We start from the raw sequence: 20,736 nt of genomic DNA on the forward strand, positions 1-20,736 counted from the left end.
CTCTAGCTTCGGCCAGAACTCATCAGTGAGCATCAGTCGGGGCATCGCAAACTCATTTTATTAGTGGTGTGAGAACCTCAATATTACGAGTTTGCTTTCTATTTATGAAATACTTATTTCAAAACGTCAACAGACCCTAAGGATTATGAGATCCCATGCCATAGCCCTGAGAATATGGTGCGAATCGCAATGCTAGGATTGACTATGGATAAATGTGTATGATTTCTCAGGACAACTTCTTATTTTCCTGCAACATTTCCGCAGCATGCTTGCGGGTCGTGGCAGTAATATTCATCCCCCCTAGCATACGCGCTATTTCCTCTACCCGCTCCTGCTCATCCAGTGCGCGGATAGAGCTAAACACTGTTTTGTCAGCAGTTGACTCAGGTGCTTTGAAGACCTGCCAGTGCTGATCTCCCATCGAGGCCACCTGAGCTAAATGGGTAATACAGAGTACCTGACGCGTTTTGCCTAACTGCTTAAGAAGTCTGCCAACAATTTCACCAACCCGCCCTCCAATCCCTGCATCCACTTCATCAAAGACCAGGGTTGGCGCTGTACCTACCTGACTCGTTATCACTTGTAGCGCTAGACTGATACGTGATAATTCACCCCCTGAAGCAACTTTTGCCAGCGGGCGTGGGGGTACCCCCCGATGTGTCGAAACTTGGAATTCAATCTGCTCAAGCCCATGCGCATTGCCTTGGTTATAAGGGGTCAGCATGATATCAAAACAACCTCCTGCCATTGCCAGCGTCTGCATCGCTTCAGTTACCTGATGTGCCAATGCTTCAGCCGCTTTGCGCCGTGCTATGGTGAGTGTCTGAGCAAGCTCATCATAGGCTTTCTTTGCCGATGAAGCAGCTTCAGCAAAGCTGTCACCATCTGCATTAACTCCAAGTTCCTGCAAGCGTTGTGTTGTTCTATACAATAAATCAGGTATCTCCTCTGGAGAAATACGATATTTTCGAGCTAAGGCATGAATGACTGCAATTCTCTCCTCGGTAATATGCAAACTTTGCGGATCAAGATCGAGTCGCTGTCGGTAGTGTTTCAATTCGTATACTGCTTCCTGCAGCTGAACCTGGGCAGTTTCCAATAAATTATAAGGAGACTTAAGATCACTATCATAATCCAGGAAATAACGCAGACGAGTGAGCACAACATGAAGCTGCCCCAATGCAGCGGATTCACTCTCGGATAATATTTCCAAACTGGATTCGGCTGCTTCCAACAAATTTGCCATATGAGACAAGCGATTATGATCAGCCTGTAATGCTTGCCACCCTTCTATTGAAAAATTCAGTGCAGAAAGCTCCTGAAGTTGCCATTCCAGCTGCTCACGCTCCTGTAAAAATAGAGCTGCATTCTGTTCCCATTTAAGACGTTGCTGATGTAATTGCTGCCAATGCTGAAAAGCAGCTGCAACCACCTTGGCTAACTCACTGTTACCAGCATAGCCATCCAGTAAGTCCCGCTGCATATCACTCCGTAACAAAGATTGATGTGCATGCTGCCCATGAATATCAACTAGCTGATCCCCAACAATACGAAGCTGCTGCAAGGTTACAGAACAGCCATTGATATAGCTGCGTGAACGCCCATGAGTGTCGAAGATACGACGAAGTAAACAAGTGCCAGGATCAGCCTGAAGATCATTTTCTTGCAGCCAATCCTGGACACTTGGAACATGGCTAATATCAAACTCGGCAATGATTTCTGCGCGTTCACAACCATGTCGAATCTGACCCACATCGCCACGTTCTCCCAATGCAAGCATCAAGGCATCAATCAGGATTGATTTCCCTGCCCCTGTTTCACCGGTCAAAACTGTAAAGCCTGGTCTAAACGTTAGTTCAGTCAAATCAACAATCACAAAATCACGAATCGTCAAATGAATCAACATACCTGCCCATCATCATTGATCTTTTTGGGGAATTTCACTCCAGCCAAGCTTCTCTCGCAGCATACGATAGTAACTATGATTGACCGCATGTAACAATTTGACTCTCTCAGAGAAACGCCGCACGATAATCCTGTCATGCTCCCCCAAATCAAACCAGGAATGACTATCCGCGTATATTTTAGTTTCAGTAGTATAAAGTACCTTGATTTCGATCATTGCATCCGGTTCGACCACGATAGGACGATTACTCAAAGTATGGGGGCATACCGGGACTAACTCAATCAAATCAAGGCTGGGATGTAAAATAGGTCCCCCTGAAGAAAGCGCATAAGCCGTTGAGCCAGTGGGGGTTGCTACAATCAGGCCATCAGAGCGTAATGAATAGACATATTCACCATTGATGCGTACTTCAAACTCAATCATGCCGCTGCTGATACCTCGATGAACCACCACATCATTAAATGCTAACGCTCTGAATACACTTACCTCATTTCGTAATACTTCTGCAGATAGCAGCATGCGTTCTTCCATAATAAACTGCCCATCCAGCATAGCGCCAAGCGTTTCTATCATGGTATTAACTGTCAAATCGGTCAGGAAACCGAGCCGTCCTTGATTGACCCCAACCAATGGCACATTAAACGGCGCAAGAATCCTCGCAATGTTAAGCATGGTGCCGTCTCCCCCCAATACGACGGCGAGGTCAGCCTGTGCGCCAATCTCTTCCAATGTCAGCACTGGGTAGTCAATTTTGCCAAGATGTGAGGCAGTCAACTGATCAAGTACCACTTCAAAATTACGACTAACCAAATACTCTGCCAGACTCAATAACGGCGCCAGGATTTCTGGATTCTTATGCTTACCGATCAATGCAACTTTGTTGAAAAATACGCTCATGGAAACAAATCTATATTTAAGATATCAAATGTTTTTAGAAAACATTCTAAATATTAACGCAGCGTATCTGAAAGGTAAAAAAATTATTGTTAAAATAACCGTCCACTAAAGAAAGTAGAGCTTTTCTTCCAGAATATACTCTTCACAAAGCTGAATCGTGTAGAATAAACAGATGCTTAACGAACGTACCAAAATCTTACTGAAGACACTGGTCGAACGCTATATTCATGAAGGCGAGCCGGTGGGTTCGCGGTTGCTTTCTAAATTCTCTGGATTAGATCTTAGCCCTGCCACTATTCGCAATGTCATGGTTGATCTTGAAGAAATGGGTTATGTCACCAGCCCTCATACCTCAGCTGGCCGGATACCTACCGCTAAGGGTTACCGCTTTTTTGTCGATAGCTTATTGATCGTCAAATCTTTGGATAGTAAAGAGGTATCTCACTTGGAAAACCAGATGCATCCAGATAATCCGTCAAGGCTCATCAATGTGGCTTCGCAACTGCTCTCCGAATTGACTCAGTTTGCAGGAATAGTTGTTACACCTAAACGGTCAGGTGGCATAGTATTTCGTTATATAGAGTTTATGGCATTATCTGAAAAGCGCATTCTGCTCATTATGGTGACGCCAGAAGGCGATGTGCAGAATCGGATCATTTTTACTGAAACTTCTTACAGTCAATCAGACTTGATCGAAGCAAGTAATTTTCTCAATCAGCACTATGCAGGTTGCACCCTGGAAGAAATCCGCAGCCGTCTACAAGTAGAGTTAAGGCAATTGCGTCATGATATGACAATCCTCATGAGCACAGCAATTGAAATCAGCAGTGATGTCATTCGTGAAAGCAGTGAAGCAGTTGTATTAACAGGCGAACATAAACTGCTCGATGTTAAAGATCTCTCTGACAATTTGACTAATTTAAAAAAACTTTTTGAATTATTTGAGCGTAAAACCAAGTTGTTACGGCTCATGGAATTGAGCCGCCAAGCCCATGGTGTAAAAATTTTCATTGGTGGAGAATCGGATGTTGACGCATTGGATGAAGTAAGTGTGGTGACTGCCCCTTACGAAATAGAAGGAGAAGTAGTGGGAACTGTTGGCGTTATTGGCCCGAGGCGCATGGCTTACGAGCGTGTTATTCCAATCGTGGATATTACTGCCAGACTGCTCACAAGTGGCTTGTCACAAAATTGACAGATATTACCTCTATACCTGTTTAAACAAAGATAAAAATAAATAAACCCATGTTACCTGAACCGGCCTACCAACACGGAACCTTAAATAAAATTGGAGTGTTGCTGATCAATCTAGGAACACCTGACGCACCTACTGCAAAAGCGCTAAAACCTTATTTGAAACAGTTTCTCAGTGATCCAAGGGTTATCGAATTTCCTCGCTGGATCTGGCAGTTCATATTGCATGGCATTATCCTTAATACGCGCCCAAGAAAATCGGCTGAAAAATATGCGCAAATCTGGATGCCGGAAGGCTCTCCGTTAAAAATCCATACTGAGCAGCAAGCCAGACTATTAGCGCATGCTCTGGAAGAGCGCATTAAACCAGCCCCTATCGTTGAATTTGCTATGAATATCGGTAATCCCTCTATCGCGAATGTACTGCAACGAATGAAAGAGCGCGGTTGTGACCGAATCCTGGCACTCCCACTTTTTCCGCAATATGCATCTAGCAGCAGTGGATCGGCAATGGATAATCTTTTTTCGGAACTGAAAAAAATGCGCAATATCCCGGCTATCCGTATAGTTAAGCATTTTCATGATAATCCGAGCTATATTGCTGCACTAGCGCAAAATATTCGCGATTATTGGGCTGAACATGGTAAATCTGAAAAACTCATCTTCAGCTTTCACGGCGTACCGCGAAAAACGCTAGATAAGGGGGATCCTTATCACTGTGAATGCCAGAAAACTGGCAGGCTTCTGGCAGAAGCGCTGGAACTGGATGCAGAACAATATCAAGTATGTTTTCAATCGCGTTTTGGTAATGCGAAATGGTTAACACCATATACTGCTGTGACCCTCAAGGAATTAGGCAAGTTAAAAACGCAGCGAGTGGATGTGGTTTGTCCTGGTTTTGTTTCAGATTGCCTTGAGACACTGGAAGAAATCGCCCTTGAAGGAAAAAAAACTTTCATTGAAGCGGGTGGACAGGAATTTCATTTCATTCCCTGTCTCAATGAGCATCAAGACTGGATTAAAGCATTGAGTGATATAACTTACACTCACTTGCAGGGCTGGCTGGGCTCAGAGCCAACCGAAGATGAAACTGAACAATCACGCAGTCTTGCACTAGAGATGGGCGCGATAGAATAAGCTGCTAAAAAAACCCCTGAATAAGCAACTCGTTCTATCATCTATCAAAGTTCCAAACAGTACAATTACCTCAATAACCGCTCCAAAGTTAGCCGGTAAATCTCTGATAATCGCTCTATATCCTCTATCTCCACGTACTCGTTGAGTTTGTGAATAGTGGCATTACACGGCCCAAATTCAACCACTTGAGAGCAAATGTCCGCGATAAACCGACCATCGGAAGTGCCACCACTGGTGGAAAGCTGGGGCTCAATTGCTGTTACATTTTTAATCGCTGCGCTGAGCGCGTCAGCTAATTCTCCTTTGGGAGTAAGATAAGGTTTACCGGAAAGCTCCCATGTCAAATCGTAATTCAAACCATGTCGATCAAGAATTTCATGCACTCGCTGCTTAAGTGACTCAACCGTGCTTGCGGTTGAAAAGCGAAAATTAAATAACAGATTCACTTCACCTGGAATAACGTTGGTAGCCCCGGTACCACCATGGATATTGGAAATATGCCATGTCGTAGCTGGAAAATACTCGTTACCTTGATCCCATGTAGTTTGGGCCAGTTCAGCGATGGCGGGCGCAGCCAAATGAATAGGATTCTTGGCGAGGTGCGGATAGGCAATATGTCCCTGTACTCCTTTGATAACTAAATTTCCTGATAAGGAGCCACGCCGTCCATTCTTAATAGTATCTCCCAGTTTATCAGTGCAAGTCGGTTCGCCGACAATACAATAATCAAGCAATTCTCTACGTGCTTTCAGCACTTCTACCACTTTAACAGTGCCCTCCACAGCAACACCCTCTTCATCTGATGTGATCAGTAATGTGATTGAACCTTTATGATCTGGATAAGTAGAGACAAAACGTTCTATGGCAGTCACACATGCAGCCAGGGAAGTTTTCATATCAGCTGCCCCACGTCCATAAAGCTTATTGTCTCGAACTGTCGGTGTGAACGGATCGCTTTCCCATTGAGCAAGGGGACCGGTTGGCACCACATCAGTATGACCTGCAAAACAGACTACTGGCTGACCCATACCTCGACGCGCCCATAAATTATCTACTTCACCATAGCGCATGCGCTCAATGTTAAATCCTATATTTTGGAGTCGATTGATTAATATTTCCTGGCAACCATCATCAGTTGGTGTAAGAGAGCGACGGCTAATGAGCATTTGGGCAAGCGTTAATGTGTCAGCTGACATGAGAAATTTCCTTGAATTGATGATTTATAGAGTTTAAAAAATCACACGATCAATCTACCTGGTACCTATTTATTTTGCTGAAATCCTGCTTAAGGGAGAGCCAGCGCATTTCGTAATGCATTTCGACCACGTTCCCCAAGGAAAAAATCTTTGATAAAAGGGTGATCAATTTTGATAATGTCGGCTAGTTTACCTAATGCAACAAGACGCTGATCAGCCAAGACCGCAACACGCGTGGATATCGCCGCCAGCGTATCCAAGTCATGTGTGACCATAACGATCGTCAGGGTGAGCTCCTGGCGTAACGTTTGAATGAGTTTAACAAAACTCTCACTCAATGCTGGATCCAGGCCAGCTGTAGGCTCATCCAAAAACAGTAGTTCAGGATCCAACGCAAGCGCTCGCGCTAACGCAACACGTTTGACCATGCCACCGGAGAGTTCCGCAGGCATTTTATTGGCATGCTCCGCTGCTACCTCAACCATACCAAGCTTTAACATGACCAGGTCGCGAATCATCTCTTCAGGCAAGCAATGTAATTCGCGCAGAGGCAGCGCAATATTGTCATATACATTCAGCGCACTAAAAAGCGCGCCTAGCTGAAACAAAACTCCGGAACGATTGCGCAGGCTTCTCGATAATTCGAGACCGCAGTCATATCTGGAGTGACCAAGAATCTTAACACTCCCTTGCGCAGGTGTCTCCAAGCCTAACATCTGACGCAGCAAGGTTGTTTTACCACTGCCCGAACCTCCAACCAATGCCAGTATTTCTCCCCTATATACACTTAAGCTAATGTTTTCATGGATGACATGACTACCAAAGCGTGTATACAAGCCTTCTATCTCTATAATAGGATCGTTGTTACTCATTAACCTGCTATCTTGAGACCTACATTCGAGAAAATTATGGCGAATATCGCATCAATGAGGATAACCGCCGTGATGGAAGTTACGACAGAATTGGTTGTGCCCTCGCCAAGGCTTTCGGTATTAGGTTTAATGCGCAAGCCAAAATGGCAAGCAATCAGGGCGATGACCATACCACAGACTACCCCCTTGCCCATCCCTATCCATAAATTAGCAACTGGAACAGCATCGGGTAGACTGCTTAATGAATATTGATAATTCAATCCTATTTGTAAATCAGCCGCTAGAATTCCTCCGAGCATGGCAATCGCGCTGGTCCAAAGTACGACAAGTGGCATAGCAATGCCTAATCCGATGATTTTAGGTAAAACCAAACGCAAGCTGTGCGGGATACCCATGACGGTCAGTGCATCCAGCTCCTCAGTAACACGCATCACACCAAGCTGGGCTGTCATCGATGAACCAGAACGGCCGGCAACTAATATTGCAGCTAGCATTGGTCCCAGCTCACGAATGATACTCATCCCTAGAATATTAACAATAAACACATCAGCACCATAGGTATGCAGCTGTTCAGAAGAAAGATAGCTGAGGACGATACCGATAAGAAAACCCACCAGTGCGGTAATACTCAGTGCTTGCGCCCCTGTTCTGAACAAATTTGCAGAAATCTCTCGCAGAGGAATCTGATTAGGATGTTTAATAAGATAAAATACATTCAGTAACACCTGGCCAGATAACGTGATAATGCCAATCAGATGGTCCCAAAATAAAAAATAACGCCTGCCTAGCGTCAGGATGGGCCAAAGAATGTCACGGCGTACGGGTTTAGGTGCTGGGTGTACTTTTTCCAAGTGAGCAAACAATCTTTCCTGCTCGGGTCGTATCGATAAATAAGCTGGACGATGCATTCCCCAGGCTCGCCAGATTAATACGGCACCTGCATGATCCATTTGCTGGATACCAGTCAAATCCCAGTGAAGATCTGATTGCGCCGCAAAACGAGTGAGCTTAGTACTAACTTTCCGTAGCTCTTGATCTAATGCTGCCAGCGTATAACTGCCAGTGAGTTTGATGCAAGGCACATTTTCCTCGACAATCATTTGATACCAAGGTGAAGTATCATCACTACGATTACTGGATAGCATAATTTTCTTTTTTACAATAGTTGTGAAGCATCGCTATGAAGCAAAAGCAAACTATCAAGAAGTGTCAAGATGGAAACAATGAGTCATTATAGACCACCATCAGGAGATAAATCTCATTATGATAATCAGGGTCAATTAAAAAGCAGTGGTAACTTTCCATGGTATTGATAAATTAATTTGTGCAGCATTACCTACTCATTCTATTTCCAAATCAAAAATGACGCGAAGGTGCCCCGCAGACAGTATAAATAATACGGCGGAGAAGCTGACAAAATCAGGTTTGATTTAGAAATAGAATAAAATAATTTTAGTAATGATTCTTTCAGCCTGATATGGATATCAATACGATGTACTGTGCCTGTGGCAGCAATAAGAAATACATCGACTGCTGCGGCCGCTATCTGGACAAAGGCGAATTCGCCCCCAGCGCAGAAGTATTAATGCGTTCACGCTACACTGCCTATACACTTAACCGTGAAGATTATCTTTTGGCGACTTGGTGTGACAGCATCCGCCCGACCTCACTTGGATTGGCAAGTGAACCCAACAGGAAATGGCTAAGTCTTGAAGTGAGGCACCATGAGCAATTCGCAGCAGACCATGCGATAGTTGAATTTATAGCCCGCTATAAAGTGAGCGGTCGTGCTCATCGCCTGCATGAAATCAGTCGCTTTGTACGCAAAGCAGGACAGTGGTTCTATGTTGATGGTGATATCCTTTAATCATGTAGTTAGAGCGTACATTCCCGATAAATGCCAGCAGGGAGTCGACCAGCATTTTCAATAGCATCCATTTCACCATACAAAATTGCACTACCGTGTTGCACTCTACGATTATGACCACGACCTATGATGATACCTTTGTGAACCAGGACAGAACCAATCGGAATCTCTCCTTCGGTAACCCCTTTTCTTGCTTCCTGAATAGCAGCGAACATAAAAGAGTCCATCATCCCTCCCCCCTAAAGGCATAAGGTGATATTGAACATTTTATTCAGTCACTCTAAAAAACCCTCGACGGGATGATTCTGTCGAGGGTTGCTTGATACCCACCGCCAGAACAATCAATCAACTTTTAGCTAATGTGTGAATATATGAATTTCATATTTTCAATGAGTTATTCTTGCTAAGCTCTTGGTGGCATCATTTGCGATAAGCGTAAATGGAGGTATGAATTCGGCATGCAGATCGTCAACGGCTATTATGCCTTTAATTACTTTGTGCGGCATATTGAAATGCGTTAATTGCTCACAAGAGTAACCATTGTACATACTGCCAGCAACTATGGTAGTTTCCGTACCGACTACCGGTACTATCAGTTGGACCCGACCATCTTCCAACAATGCTACGGAATAAGGATCGGTATTTTGCATACAATCAGACTCCTCCATGCTATTAAGATGATTTTCAATGTAAAACTCGCCAGAACAATCCAAGGAGGTAAAGTAAGTTCTACCGTGGGGATCGATTTGATTTGTTGAGATGTTTACTGGAAACTGATAATTGTTTCCATTCACACCTTTTATTGATATAGCAACACTAACTCGATTATCGTTCATCCCTTGGCAGGTTAATACTCTTCCCACTGGCTTCGAACCAGTGGGATCGCTATCGATCAGAACAAGATTATCGCTATCTATACTCGTTCTGTCAGATGCACAAACCCAGCTGACACCATCCCAGTTTACCATTTCGTCAACGCTACAAGCTAAATCATCAACAGTTTGTTTTCTTGGGCTATTGTTTTCCTCCCCAGCAACCGCAGGAATTCCTACCCCAGATACTAAAAATGCTCCAATTACAATGATGTAACCTTTCTTCATTTTTTTCTCCTTCTACTAACTGCAAACAGACTCAAACTGACAGAGATAAATAAATCATGCTACCTCTGATGTTCTAGCTGTTGATCCAGTTTAAAGGCGCATGAGGCCGCAAAATTACCTTTAGCAGGCCTCACATCATTTATCTTGATTCTATAGGACTATTAATGAGCAAATGTACTGATAATACTATTAATTGTTCTATGTTACACAATTGTTGTCTCTTGTACCGTGGTACTAATCAGCTAGTCCTATTCTTCAGCAACCATGAAGCGGCTCCTTTGATGGGATTTGCTTTCTTTTTACATTGAAAAAGAGAATTTTCGCTTACTCTGGTTTAAGCAGTTTTTTTAGCTGATCAGTAACTGCAATTTCTTGCACACTGCTTTCATCTTTTAGCGCCACGCCTGAAAGTTTTCGACGTATAGCTTCTTTTGCCAGCCAGATTAGTTTCTTTGCAGCTGTCTCGTAAGGTAATCCCTCTGAGCAAATATTAGAAATACAGTTTCGGTCTGCATCACTGCAACCGACTCTTGGCGCATAGGTCATATAAATACTCAAGCTGTCAGGCGATCTCAATCCCGGACGTTCACCAATCAGCATGATAACGATATCGGCCCCCAGTAACTCACCAATTTCATCAGCCAAAGCTACGCGAGCCTGTGAGGCAATCACGATGGAACCTAGCTTCCATTGTTCTGGAATATTCTTTTTTATTTCGGTAAGCAATGGCTTTGCATGGCGTTCAACCGCCAATGAGGATAATCCATCGCCAACGACTATGACCAAATTAACCGAATCAAATGCAGTTGCCAGCTTGATAGCTTGTAGCTGCCGCCTACTTTGCTGATCAAGTTGCCGTCCATAATCTGGCCGTAGCAGATAACTGGTACGGTCAGGTGCTTTGCTATGCACCAGCTGGATAGAGAACCCCTGCTCTTCTAAATCCTGAGCAAGGGCTGCCACATTCAAAGCAAGATGGACCGCATCTCTCGCCATGGCATGAGATAAAGTAAAATCCAGCAACTCTTTTGTTGGCAGGCTACTTCCTGCCCTTCCCAAGGCAATACGCGCGCGAGTGAACCCTTTTAGCTGCTGCCACGGATCTATGCTCAGGGTTGGTTTATCAAACTTTTTCAATTGGCGCTTTAAAAGTCAGCAAATGATTGGACATACCTTGTAATAAATGATGAACTGGCTCCACTGGCTGAATTTGCCCTTCATTATTCATTATATTCATGTTCTTCAGCCATTGCTCGTACTCTGGAGCAACACCCAGCCCCATCACTTTGCGTAAGTAAAGCGCATCGTGAAAAGAGGTCGACTGATAATTAAGCATGATGTCATCAGCACCGGGAACACCCATGATAAAAGTGACGCCAGCGGCAGCAAGTAAAGTCATTAAAGTATCAACATCATCCTGATCGATCTCAGCATGATTCGTGTAGCAAACATCACAGCCTAGCGGCACCCCCAACAACTTCCCACAAAAATGATCCTCCAGTCCAGCACGAATGAGCTGCTTTCCATCATACAAATACTCCGGGCCAATAAAACCAACAACAGTATTGGTCAGCAAGGGAGAGAAGTGACGCGCAATCGCGTAAGCTCGTGCTTCACAGGTTTGCTGATCTATCCCAAAATTTGCATCGGCCGACAGTGCTGATCCCTGCCCTGTCTCGAAATACATGACATTGTTGCCGATAGTGCCACGATTAAGCGACAGTGCCGCAGATCTGGCTTCGCGAAGTAACGAGAGATCTATCCCAAAATGCTTATTCGCTTTTTCAGTACCTGCAATTGATTGGAATACCAGATCCACCGGTATATTTTTTTCAATCAACTGAATCTGATTAGTTACATGGGTAAGAATGCAGGACTGCGTCGGGATATCGTATCGATGGATAATCTCATCTACCAAATAGTACAGATTCATCAGGGCTAGCAAACTATCTGAGGCGGGATTAATGCCAATGACTGCATCACCCGAACCGTATAACAAACCATCGAGAATGGAAGCAGCAATGCCACGCGGATCATCAGTGGGGTGGTTAGGCTGCAAGCGCACAGAGAGGCGACCAGGCAAGCCAATAGTATCTCGGAATGCGGTAATCACCTGGCATTTCCTGGCAACTAAAATCAAATCCTGATTACGCATAAGCTTACTCACAGCAGCTGCCATTTCCGGGGTAATGCCTGGTGCAATACGCCTTAAAATGATTGAATCAGTACTGTCTGCAAGCAGCCAGTCGCGAAAATCACCCACAGTCAGGTGACTAATCTCGGTAAATGCTTGCTTATCATGCGTGTCGACAATTAAGCGCGTAACTTCATCATTTTCATAAGGAATCAGTAATTCCTCTAGAAAACGATTTAAGGGGACTTCCGCTAAACACATCCGTGCTGCCACACGCTCAGCATAAGTCTCAGCGGCAATACCCGCCAAACAATCACCAGAACGAGCGGGAGATGCTTTGGCAAGTAAATCTTTTAAGTCATTAAAATAATAGCGAGATGCCCCTACGCTGAAGCGGTATACCATAAGTATCTCTCTTGCTTTAATTGCACTGCCGATACCTGAAATGCCTTAGAAAAGGTTGTCGTACCTCAACGTTATATTCAATCAGATCACCCACCAATAGCTCTTCCACTATGATCCTGGTAATTTACCTCTCAGACCAGCTCGACGACATGCTGATTCAGGATTTATGAGGTTTTTTTCAGTGTAACATGAGCTGATAGCATATCCAACCGCCGACTGCTTCACCTTCTAGTGATTAAATTCTAGCCAAGTCTCATCTGATCACTCAAAATAGCCCCCCCTGAAATTGAGTCAATTTGATCTATGAGAAATATTTTTCTACTAATCCTATTTATACCTGCTTTGGTAATGCTTCATGGCTGTGCCACAGATAAGCAGGCTGGGCGCTATCCTCAAGAAGTTGAAACTCCCCACTATAGCAAACCCTATAACCGGAAAGACTGGCCTCACTGGATAGACACTGATGGTGATTGCCAGAACACACGACAAGAATTATTGATTGCGAGCAGTACAATTCCTGTTAAATTCAAAGATTCTCGTCGCTGCACTGTTATATCCGGGCAGTGGTTTGGCGTCTATACAGGCAAGATATTTACCAAAGCCTCAGATGTGGATATAGATCATATCGTCCCACTCGCGCATGCTCACCGGCATGGCGCCAGTGACTGGACAAAAAGGCAGCGCACAGAATTCGCTAACGACTTTGAAAATCTTTTAGTGGTAAGCGATAAAATTAATCAAGCCAAATCAGATAAAGCGCCACATGAATGGTTGCCGCCTCGAAAAGCCTATTGGTGTGAGTATGGAAAACGGTGGGAGTACATTAAGCATAAATACAAATTAATCTATACTAAACAAGAAGAAGCTGCTTTGAATGGATTAGCCAAAACCTGCCGATAGAAGTCTGATTCATTAATTTCAATCATGATACCAACACCATGAACAATTTTATCCTAAAAACCGTAGTTGGACGGGGTGGAGCGTGTGGTGATCCAGGTGCGAGGCAGGGCGTGATGAGGCTGCAGGGCCGTCCCCTGCAACGAAGAGCAACGCCGCATTCGCGCCTGAAGCGACATGTGATACACCCCGTAGCGGCCTCACCATTCTGGTGAATAAGAAAATTTCTAAAATACCTCTATATGTCATGGGCTTAACTCTCCAATCAAGCGGTCAACTGCGGTTTTTAGGATTATCCTTCGATCGAGTGAGAGTTGAATTTAATACTTCCTCTGCTCAATTTGTTTAAGCAGCGCAAACAGGTCGCTGTCAGTTGAAAGCACAAGGGTGGCATCTGCATTAATAATCTTTCGATAGGTTTCCATACTCTTGATAAATTTATAGAATTCGGCTGCCTCAGGTTTCTGCGCGTAAGCCCTGGCATAGATTTCCGTGGCTTTGGCATCGGCCTCGCCGCGAATCTCCTGAACACGCTTGTAAGCGGTCGATTCGATTTCGTGAATATCACGTTCCTTGTTACCATTGATGCGCGCTGCTTCGCCTTCGCCTTCCGAACGGAAACGCTGCGCAATTTGCAAACGCTCGCTGATCATCCGTTGATAGATGCGTTCCAGTACCTGCTGATTGTAATTAATGCGCTTGAAACGAACATCGAGCAATTCAATGCCAAACTCTGCTAATTTGGGTGCGGCTGCATCGAACACTTCTTTCTCAATAGCGGCACGACCCACTTTGATCGGCCGTAAAAGACCAAGTGTACCTGCACTCGTTAAAGATCCAAGACTTTCATCCTGCAGCGGTTGCCGATCTTTATCGGAGCGCACCACTTCGATGAGCTCGTGCCGTGCGATTGCTGTGCGGGTTTCGCTACCCAGGATATCCTCCAGGCGTGACTGGGCGCTCCGTTCGTCTCTCAATCGCAGGTAGTAACGCATCGGTTCGGTAATCCGCCAGCGGGCAAAAGTATCCACCTGCACATAGGTTTTATCCTTAGTCGACATCTCCACCATCGGTCCATCCCAGGCTAGATAGCGTTTGTCAAAACTGTTCACCCGCTGGATAAAAGGTAGTTTGAAATGCAATCCGGGAGTCGTAATTGGATCACCTACCGGTTTGCCAAACTGGGTAATGATGACCTGCTCGGTTTGATCGACCGTATATGCAGACTGGGCTACCAGAACTACTACAGCCAGGATTGATGCTATGCTTTTTATCGACAGATTCATTGAGGCATCTCCACCGGTTTGGATGGAAAAGGCAGCATTGGCAAGATCTGTTGCACCGTATCATCTACGATAATTTGCTGCCTGGCCTGCGGTAATACCTCACTCAAGGTCTCAAGATAAATACGGGTACGCGTTACCTCCGGTGCTTTGAGATATTGTTCTAACAACAGATTGAAGGCAGCCACATCACCCTTGGCTTCATTAATGCGTTTAAATCGATAGCCATCGGCTGCACGTATTTTCTGATCAGCTTCACCGCGTACACGCGGTACTGCTTTGTTGTATTCGCCGTTTGCCAGGTTAATGGCATTCTCCCGATCCTGTTGTGCACGATTCACTTCATTAAAAGAAGGCTGCACCGGTTCTGGTGGATTGACATTTTTCAACTGCACCTGGTTAATGGTAATACCCAACTGATAGCGCTCCGCCAACTGGCGGGTACGCGCTAATGCGGTTTCCTCAATCTCTTGCCGCCCGATAGTGATGATTTCATCGACAGTCCGGTCGCCTACTACCTCCCGCATGACTGCCTCGGATATATCCCGTAAGGTCATGCCCGGATTGCGCACATCGAAGAGGTATTTTTCGGGATCGGTAATGCGATACTGCACGATCCATTCCACCAGAGCTGAATTCAGGTCGCCGGTCACCATCGATTTTTCCAGCTCGGGCTCATCACCAGCCTGATCGGGGTTAGTAAAACCAGGTGTTGCAAAGCCAAATTCCAGCTTTTGCTGCCGTTGCGTTGGTACCGGGATAACGGTATCGATACCAAACGGCAATTTGACGTGTAAGCCAGACGGAACTTTTTCGATATATTTGCCAAAGCGAAGCACAATACCTTCTGATTCGGCCGGAATGGTATAAAACGAAGAAATCATCGCCACGATAAGTAGCATGATCCCGAGCATCCCCAGCAGCGGGCGAATTGGCAGAGCGCTTAAAGTGCGCCCTAAAATCGACTTGAGATCGTCCATTTACAACCTCCGGTTAAGAAAGAAGAGTAATGGATTTGAACAGCATTGAAGAGTCTAGTTGCATCTACTCCTTTTGGTCAAAAAAGGATTGAACCTAGATTCCTCAGCTGATCGCTCGTTCTGATGTTAACATTATGAATATAATAATTTCTCCTACATATTTCATTTTCACCCTCTGGGTGTTTCCGCTGCAGGACGGATTGCGCAATTTTGCAAGCGCATGGCTGCGTTGCAACTCTTTGGAATGGAACGACCATTCCGCATCGTTGCGCCTTGCCCTGCACTCGCAAAATCACACACTCCATCCTGCCCAACTGAGGAATCTAGGTTGAACGTCCTGCTATTGAATGGGGAAGCTAAAATCGGTAACCGAAACGCCCACCCAAAGTGTCCATACCCTCATTGTTATCAGCGAGAAAGGCATTGGAAACGTGATCAAAGTAGACCGACAACGAGCTTTTGGCACCGATGCGATAACCTATTTCAATCGGAATGTGAAACAGTACCCGTGATCCCAAGGCCTTGCGATCATTCTGCTCAAGATGAAGTTTACCGTTGTGCACTGCTCCGCCTATACCAATGCCGAAAAAAATACCACTTATGTGCTCGTATTGCCAGCGAATATCTGTATATAACTTGGAGGTATCCCCCGCAGTATTCGCCGATCCGCCAAAGGCGGGACGAATGCTTCCACCGAGAATATTGACATGAGGTGAAAAGATGGCTTCAAGATTGAAATCAACGCCACTCTCGCGACTGAAACCACTCCATAAACCGCCGGTGTCATGGTGAAGTATGCCGAACTTGACCTCATGCAGCCAAGTAAGTGGCTTCCGTCCATCCGCATATCCTACGGATGAAATAGCACAAGCCAGGCTGAAAACCAATCCCTCAATAATTTGAGTCCGCATGATCAAATCAATATTCCCCAAATCCCTGTATTGGCATATTTAACAATAGACAAAAGGCTTGGTCTATCCATTTTTGATGAGAAATTTTTTATAGACCTCATTGACTCCTTAACCCACTCTAGATCAATCTGTATTTCTGATCTATTAAAGAAACCGTTAGAGCAGCTTCGCTAGATTTTCAGGTTAAGTGTACAAAAATGATGACAGAAATAGCAGTAGATACTGTACAAGCCGCTAGCCTCATTTTGAAGCGCCCGAAATAATCATTACCCTTCCTCAACATAACGCGGTTACCCACAGCCTTATCCACGAAAATTGTGGATAATAAGTTTTAGCTAGAAAACCTAGATCTGCATTAATACTCTCACCTGCAATTATCTATTCTTTATAAAACCAACTTCCAACGACAAAACAAAAATGCTTCACCCTATCCTGGAACAAAGCTTCTCTTTATAATGACTATCTTGGTCGATGATCAATCATCCTCAGGAATTCTGTTTAAGAACTCGAGCTTAGAATTTCTCAGCCCCCAACCTTAAAAACTCAGGTATCCAGAGAGAATTCATCCCGAAAAAAGCATAAAATTGATGCGGTCAAATAACTCTCATAGGTAAGCCTGATGGAATCAAATCGCTACACACGCGGTCAAGAAGCCCTTGCAAGAATTCATGGACATATCGGTGAAGGCGTCATGGATACACTCAAAGATATCGCTCCTGACTTTGCCCGCTTCATTATCGAATTTCCATATGGTGACATTTATTCGCGCGGAGTTTTGTCACCCAAGGAACGGCAAATAGCAACGATTGCCTCACTCACCACCCTCGGAAATGCTCCTACCGAATTGAAGGCACATATCCAAGGAGGATTAAACGTTGGCTGCACTCGACAAGAAATTGTGGAGGTTATCATCCAAATGGCTGTGTATGCAGGATTTCCAGCCGCGGTGAATGCAATACTGGTAGCAAAAGAAGTTTTTGCAGAGCTTGATAAAAAAAATAAGTAGTCGAATTAAATGGTTATACCAAACTTTTCAGCTTTAAATCAGCACGATGAACGAGTAGTAGGCCACGATAACTGTGCCAGCTTCGAAGGCTTGAAGCTACAGATGCCAGCGGATCGCCATCGATGTCATTCTGTAAAAGTAAGGTTGGCTGTCCAGTATTCTCATCAGAAAATGATATGCTTCTTTCAGGAAAATTTAATTCATATTCTGAAAATGTCATTTTCAAAGATGACTAACTAACAGGGATGTTCTATGTGGGGACTCAAACTCGCCGTATGCATACTTTTTGATTTAATCGATTTCACATTTGGACGCACGCTTTTCGTCATTCCTTTTGGGGGAGAACTTGTCGGCTGTGCCCTTTGCGCAGCCATGTTTGGTCCAAGTGGATTGCTATATGGACTAGAAGCACTTGATGTTACAGAACAAATTGATGGATTCATTCCAACCGCAACGCTCATTGCGCTTATGAATAAACCTAAATCTGATAAGTAACATGTGTGGCAAACAGGGTAAGAATAATCTTTTTATGAGCATGGGAGTTGCGCTGAAATGTCCGGTACAGTTACTTTCTTGCGACCCATCATTATGCCCTGGCTTTGAAACCAAATAGCATAACTACGTGAGCTATATTCCGGTGTTTTCCGGTAGTGTTTATCATCATTCGCAATAAAGTTCAGCTCACCATCGCTGAATTGGTACTCAAATATGTAACTCGAGATGTTTACAAATTTACAAAATGAAATCTCACCATTCAATCAAGTTGTTATACCAATCCCTATATAGTTCTATCAGGCGATTTCTCGCTGCCAAGACAAACTTTTTTGATAGGTCAAAGTCTTTCGTGTTCTCAAGCTTTAAGTCATATGCTTGAATGTCAGCCAATTTTGCATGAAGAAGGCTGGCGGCATCTAGATAATATTTCTTACTAGCTTCTTCTGCTCCGTATGAACGATTAAAAGTGAAATCAACTGCAACCAGGTTGCCGATCGAATTTTGCCATGCCTTGCAAACCTTATGAAAGCTACCTATCTCTGCAGCCCTACCCGTGCCATCTAGACTATTTGAAGGAAGAATATGATCGTAATCCCACGGACGGTTATGACCCTTCCACATTAATTTGTTCGAAGGATCAAAGCTTGCAAAATTATTCTCAAAATAACTTCGCTGAACATAAACAAGCAACTCCCTCTCTGATTTCAAGCGTTCAACAAACTGACCAAATTTTATCGCTCTCGCCTCTTCCTCCCCAGGGGGTCGCTGGATACCATGCGAGTCATACCTAACCACGCCCACCCAAAAGTTACTCCAAGCTTCAAGGCAGATTTCACTCGTTTGCTCATTAAGAAGTAATGCTTCGTCAGAGAGAATATCAACATTTAGAGGAGTAAGGACCAATGAGCTCATATTCTCACCCTTCCAATCGGTTTGGAAATCAAATTTGATATCACCTTGCATAATCAGATGATCAACAGCTCTGGCTTTGTTTATCCCAAACCAATGAATCGTAAGCGCCAATCCCAACAGCCGCCGAATTAGGTTTTCATCAGCAATAGGTTGGTATTCATGTTGTTTGGCCTGAAACATCAACCAAACGAAAACATCCCGTGAAGTCCAGGCTATGCTACTTCGAAGATACGCAGGGATACCATATGTTCTCCGCTCACTATACAAAAAGTGATTATCGATCCATTTCAGCGCTCGTGCAATTTCACTACTGGAATCACCTTTTTGTTTCTGTTGAAAGTAGTCTTCAATATGCGAGCGTAGCTTCTTGTCCGCATCTGACGCATCGGAACGAAATATATTTCTTATCCTATCAGGGCTAAATTCACCATGAAGCTTTGTTGCATTCTTATCAGTAAGTGCGACACGTGTGGCCATGCTGATCAGCCGAGCCTCAGTCGTGTGTTTTGGAATGTTGTTGGAACTGAGGATTGATCCTATTTCCGGCCAATAAGCTTTAATCATTGAATAGGCTAACTCTTCATTATCAAGAGGTGTGCCTTGCCGATTAAGCCTTTGGAATATTTGTTCGAAAGTATCGATCAAATTATCGTCTTCGGGAACCTGTAGCGCAACAAGCTTAGTGTTAGTCGCATTTTGCAAACCTTTTTCAATCACACTCTGTAGCGAAGAAGATGATCTTATTTCATCAATTTTGATTGTAAAGAAGTCAATTAGCTCATTCCACTTCGATCCGTGAGCCATTGCTTTCTCTAGGGAAACCAATAATGCATCCAGATCTAAAGAACCGTTCTTAAAATGCTCAAACAACAATGCCAGTGGCACAGGCAAACCCGCGTCGAAGGGTGCAGAGCCTTCTGGCAACGGACGTTTTTGATCTTTTGTCTTTTCCTTAATTTTCTCCATGAATAACCAGATTTTATCAGCGGACAACCGGCTCGATTGATTGTCATGACGATACCCCCAGGGGTGGGCCATCGTGGTGACACGGAAGAGGTATTTCCTTGAACTATTCTTTAAACGAGCGCCAGGAGCAAGGTCAAGCCATAGAACTACTTCATTCTTGAGGTTATTTGACCAGGGATTGTTGAAGCCAAGTGAAATTGCATAGCATCGCTGCTGGCCATCCAAAATATGATGTGTCAAAACTGACGGCTCTACATGTGATGCGCCATACTGAGTAACTTGATTGTTAATCTTCTTGGCCAATACAATAGATCCAATAGGGAATCCCCGAAAGATGGAATCCCAGAGCATTTCTATTTGCTGGGGTTCCCAGACCAAACCCCGCTGCAAAGCTGGAATTCCAGCACAAATTCCTCCACTTGATGATTTGCCTTCTTGCCAGGCTGCTATTTCAGGAAGTGTCAGAACGTGATAATTGGAATTACGATTGAGTTCTATATTCATCAATATCTTCTTTTGCTGAGTTTTTGCGCAGCTGTTATCGATTTAAATTCAACTTTTGTTGAATGAAATATATT

At 44.3% G+C, this 20,736-nt stretch carries 20 protein-coding genes; 6 read left to right on the forward strand and 14 right to left on the reverse strand.

Features of this window, described 5'->3' with window-relative positions; all coding sequences use genetic code 11:
* Positions 1-226: 226 nt before the first annotated feature.
* Together recN and R2Q26_RS12080 are read right to left on the reverse strand one after the other, a co-directional pair.
* Entirely contained in the window at positions 227-1,906 is a 1,680-nt protein-coding gene (gene recN / locus R2Q26_RS12075; RefSeq protein WP_317536507.1) for a DNA repair protein RecN, read from the reverse strand.
* A gap of 12 nt (positions 1,907-1,918) precedes the next feature.
* The gene (locus R2Q26_RS12080) at positions 1,919-2,803 is read right to left on the reverse strand and encodes an NAD kinase (RefSeq protein WP_317536508.1); all 885 of its coding nucleotides are present in this window, start codon (positions 2,801-2,803) and stop codon (positions 1,919-1,921) included.
* Between the two features lie 172 nt (positions 2,804-2,975).
* Between R2Q26_RS12080 and hrcA the strand changes: the two genes are divergently transcribed.
* Together hrcA and hemH are read left to right on the forward strand one after the other, a co-directional pair.
* On the forward strand, positions 2,976-3,998 hold the full coding sequence (hrcA, locus tag R2Q26_RS12085; RefSeq protein WP_317536509.1) for a heat-inducible transcriptional repressor HrcA: 1,023 nt from the start codon (positions 2,976-2,978) through the stop codon (positions 3,996-3,998).
* 50 nt (positions 3,999-4,048) lie between these two features.
* Complete coding sequence (gene hemH, locus R2Q26_RS12090; protein ID WP_317536510.1) at positions 4,049-5,134, forward strand: ferrochelatase; 1,086 nt, start codon at positions 4,049-4,051, stop codon at positions 5,132-5,134.
* A gap of 65 nt (positions 5,135-5,199) precedes the next feature.
* On the opposite strand, the gene dapE is transcribed toward hemH, so the two are convergent.
* The 3 genes from dapE to R2Q26_RS12105 all read right to left on the reverse strand — a co-directional run bounded on the left by dapE (position 5,200) and on the right by R2Q26_RS12105 (position 8,347).
* A complete protein-coding gene (gene dapE / locus R2Q26_RS12095; RefSeq protein ID WP_317536511.1) occupies positions 5,200-6,330 on the reverse strand; it encodes a succinyl-diaminopimelate desuccinylase in 1,131 nt (376 codons plus the stop codon).
* 89 nt (positions 6,331-6,419) lie between these two features.
* Positions 6,420-7,202: an ABC transporter ATP-binding protein gene (locus tag R2Q26_RS12100; protein WP_317536512.1), complete on the reverse strand. Its 783-nt coding sequence runs from the start codon at positions 7,200-7,202 to the stop codon at positions 6,420-6,422.
* Positions 7,202-8,347 carry an ABC transporter permease gene (locus R2Q26_RS12105; protein WP_317536513.1) on the reverse strand — a complete coding sequence of 382 codons (1,146 nt, stop codon included), beginning with the start codon at positions 8,345-8,347 and terminating at the stop codon, positions 7,202-7,204. The genes R2Q26_RS12100 and R2Q26_RS12105 overlap by 1 nt, the downstream gene beginning before the upstream one ends.
* 347 nt (positions 8,348-8,694) lie before the next feature.
* On the opposite strand from R2Q26_RS12105, the gene R2Q26_RS12110 reads away from it, so the two are divergent.
* On the forward strand, positions 8,695-9,069 hold the full coding sequence (locus R2Q26_RS12110; RefSeq protein WP_317536514.1) for a YchJ family protein: 375 nt from the start codon (positions 8,695-8,697) through the stop codon (positions 9,067-9,069).
* Positions 9,070-9,077: 8 nt separating this feature from the next.
* Here the strand turns inward: R2Q26_RS12110 and R2Q26_RS12115 are convergent, their stop codons facing one another.
* The 4 genes from R2Q26_RS12115 to R2Q26_RS12130 all read right to left on the reverse strand — a co-directional run bounded on the left by R2Q26_RS12115 (position 9,078) and on the right by R2Q26_RS12130 (position 12,708).
* On the reverse strand, positions 9,078-9,299 hold the full coding sequence (locus R2Q26_RS12115) for a nucleoside deaminase (protein WP_317536515.1): 222 nt from the start codon (positions 9,297-9,299) through the stop codon (positions 9,078-9,080).
* Between the two features lie 156 nt (positions 9,300-9,455).
* The gene (locus R2Q26_RS12120) at positions 9,456-10,169 is read right to left on the reverse strand and encodes a hypothetical protein (RefSeq protein WP_317536516.1); all 714 of its coding nucleotides are present in this window, start codon (positions 10,167-10,169) and stop codon (positions 9,456-9,458) included.
* A 324-nt stretch (positions 10,170-10,493) separates the two neighbouring features.
* Complete coding sequence (eutC, locus tag R2Q26_RS12125; RefSeq protein WP_317536517.1) at positions 10,494-11,306, reverse strand: ethanolamine ammonia-lyase subunit EutC; 813 nt, start codon at positions 11,304-11,306, stop codon at positions 10,494-10,496.
* Positions 11,293-12,708: an ethanolamine ammonia-lyase subunit EutB gene (locus tag R2Q26_RS12130; protein WP_317536518.1), complete on the reverse strand. Its 1,416-nt coding sequence runs from the start codon at positions 12,706-12,708 to the stop codon at positions 11,293-11,295. Before R2Q26_RS12130 ends, eutC begins: the two co-directional genes overlap by 14 nt.
* Before the next feature lie 303 nt (positions 12,709-13,011).
* Here R2Q26_RS12130 and R2Q26_RS12135 point away from each other — a divergent pair, with 303 nt between their 5' ends.
* Positions 13,012-13,608: an HNH endonuclease family protein gene (locus R2Q26_RS12135; RefSeq protein WP_317536519.1), complete on the forward strand. Its 597-nt coding sequence runs from the start codon at positions 13,012-13,014 to the stop codon at positions 13,606-13,608.
* A 48-nt stretch (positions 13,609-13,656) separates the two neighbouring features.
* On the opposite strand, the gene R2Q26_RS12140 is transcribed toward R2Q26_RS12135, so the two are convergent.
* The 4 genes from R2Q26_RS12140 to R2Q26_RS12155 form a co-directional block, all read right to left on the reverse strand.
* Positions 13,657-13,854, reverse strand: a complete 198-nt coding sequence (locus R2Q26_RS12140; RefSeq protein WP_317536520.1) for a hypothetical protein — start codon at positions 13,852-13,854, stop codon at positions 13,657-13,659.
* Positions 13,855-13,925: 71 nt separating this feature from the next.
* Positions 13,926-14,891: a protease modulator HflC gene (gene hflC, locus R2Q26_RS12145; protein WP_317536521.1), complete on the reverse strand. Its 966-nt coding sequence runs from the start codon at positions 14,889-14,891 to the stop codon at positions 13,926-13,928.
* Positions 14,888-15,868, reverse strand: coding sequence for an FtsH protease activity modulator HflK (gene hflK, locus R2Q26_RS12150; protein ID WP_317536522.1), 981 nt, complete (start codon positions 15,866-15,868; stop codon positions 14,888-14,890). The genes hflC and hflK overlap by 4 nt, the downstream gene beginning before the upstream one ends.
* A 356-nt stretch (positions 15,869-16,224) precedes the next feature.
* Positions 16,225-16,779: an acyloxyacyl hydrolase gene (locus tag R2Q26_RS12155; RefSeq protein WP_317536523.1), complete on the reverse strand. Its 555-nt coding sequence runs from the start codon at positions 16,777-16,779 to the stop codon at positions 16,225-16,227.
* Positions 16,780-17,398: 619 nt separating this feature from the next.
* On the opposite strand from R2Q26_RS12155, the gene R2Q26_RS12160 reads away from it, so the two are divergent.
* Together R2Q26_RS12160 and R2Q26_RS12165 are read left to right on the forward strand one after the other, a co-directional pair.
* Positions 17,399-17,785 carry a carboxymuconolactone decarboxylase family protein gene (locus tag R2Q26_RS12160; protein WP_317536524.1) on the forward strand — a complete coding sequence of 129 codons (387 nt, stop codon included), beginning with the start codon at positions 17,399-17,401 and terminating at the stop codon, positions 17,783-17,785.
* A 252-nt stretch (positions 17,786-18,037) separates the two neighbouring features.
* A complete protein-coding gene (locus R2Q26_RS12165) occupies positions 18,038-18,280 on the forward strand; it encodes a hypothetical protein (RefSeq protein WP_317536525.1) in 243 nt (80 codons plus the stop codon).
* 252 nt (positions 18,281-18,532) lie between these two features.
* Here the strand turns inward: R2Q26_RS12165 and R2Q26_RS12170 are convergent, their stop codons facing one another.
* Complete coding sequence (locus R2Q26_RS12170; RefSeq protein ID WP_317536526.1) at positions 18,533-20,662, reverse strand: DUF262 domain-containing protein; 2,130 nt, start codon at positions 20,660-20,662, stop codon at positions 18,533-18,535.
* Between the last annotated feature and the right edge of the window lie 74 nt (positions 20,663-20,736).

Source organism: Nitrosomonas sp. Is37 (genome assembly GCF_033063275.1).
GTDB lineage: Bacteria > Pseudomonadota > Gammaproteobacteria > Burkholderiales > Nitrosomonadaceae > Nitrosomonas.

Coding starts and splice junctions, on each gene's coding strand:
- recN (WP_317536507.1), bottom strand. CDS start 1,906: ATGTTGATTCATTTGACGATTCGTGATTTTGTGATTGTTGATTTGACT.
- R2Q26_RS12080 (WP_317536508.1), bottom strand. CDS start 2,803: ATGAGCGTATTTTTCAACAAAGTTGCATTGATCGGTAAGCATAAGAAT.
- hrcA (WP_317536509.1), top strand. CDS start 2,976: ATGCTTAACGAACGTACCAAAATCTTACTGAAGACACTGGTCGAACGC.
- hemH (WP_317536510.1), top strand. CDS start 4,049: ATGTTACCTGAACCGGCCTACCAACACGGAACCTTAAATAAAATTGGA.
- dapE (WP_317536511.1), bottom strand. CDS start 6,330: ATGTCAGCTGACACATTAACGCTTGCCCAAATGCTCATTAGCCGTCGC.
- R2Q26_RS12100 (WP_317536512.1), bottom strand. CDS start 7,202: ATGAGTAACAACGATCCTATTATAGAGATAGAAGGCTTGTATACACGC.
- R2Q26_RS12105 (WP_317536513.1), bottom strand. CDS start 8,347: ATGCTATCCAGTAATCGTAGTGATGATACTTCACCTTGGTATCAAATG.
- R2Q26_RS12110 (WP_317536514.1), top strand. CDS start 8,695: ATGTACTGTGCCTGTGGCAGCAATAAGAAATACATCGACTGCTGCGGC.
- R2Q26_RS12115 (WP_317536515.1), bottom strand. CDS start 9,299: ATGATGGACTCTTTTATGTTCGCTGCTATTCAGGAAGCAAGAAAAGGG.
- R2Q26_RS12120 (WP_317536516.1), bottom strand. CDS start 10,169: ATGAAGAAAGGTTACATCATTGTAATTGGAGCATTTTTAGTATCTGGG.
- R2Q26_RS12130 (WP_317536518.1), bottom strand. CDS start 12,708: ATGGTATACCGCTTCAGCGTAGGGGCATCTCGCTATTATTTTAATGAC.
- R2Q26_RS12135 (WP_317536519.1), top strand. CDS start 13,012: ATGAGAAATATTTTTCTACTAATCCTATTTATACCTGCTTTGGTAATG.
- R2Q26_RS12140 (WP_317536520.1), bottom strand. CDS start 13,854: ATGACATATAGAGGTATTTTAGAAATTTTCTTATTCACCAGAATGGTG.
- hflC (WP_317536521.1), bottom strand. CDS start 14,891: ATGAATCTGTCGATAAAAAGCATAGCATCAATCCTGGCTGTAGTAGTT.
- hflK (WP_317536522.1), bottom strand. CDS start 15,868: ATGGACGATCTCAAGTCGATTTTAGGGCGCACTTTAAGCGCTCTGCCA.
- R2Q26_RS12155 (WP_317536523.1), bottom strand. CDS start 16,779: ATGCGGACTCAAATTATTGAGGGATTGGTTTTCAGCCTGGCTTGTGCT.
- R2Q26_RS12160 (WP_317536524.1), top strand. CDS start 17,399: ATGGAATCAAATCGCTACACACGCGGTCAAGAAGCCCTTGCAAGAATT.
- R2Q26_RS12165 (WP_317536525.1), top strand. CDS start 18,038: ATGTGGGGACTCAAACTCGCCGTATGCATACTTTTTGATTTAATCGAT.
- R2Q26_RS12170 (WP_317536526.1), bottom strand. CDS start 20,662: ATGAATATAGAACTCAATCGTAATTCCAATTATCACGTTCTGACACTT.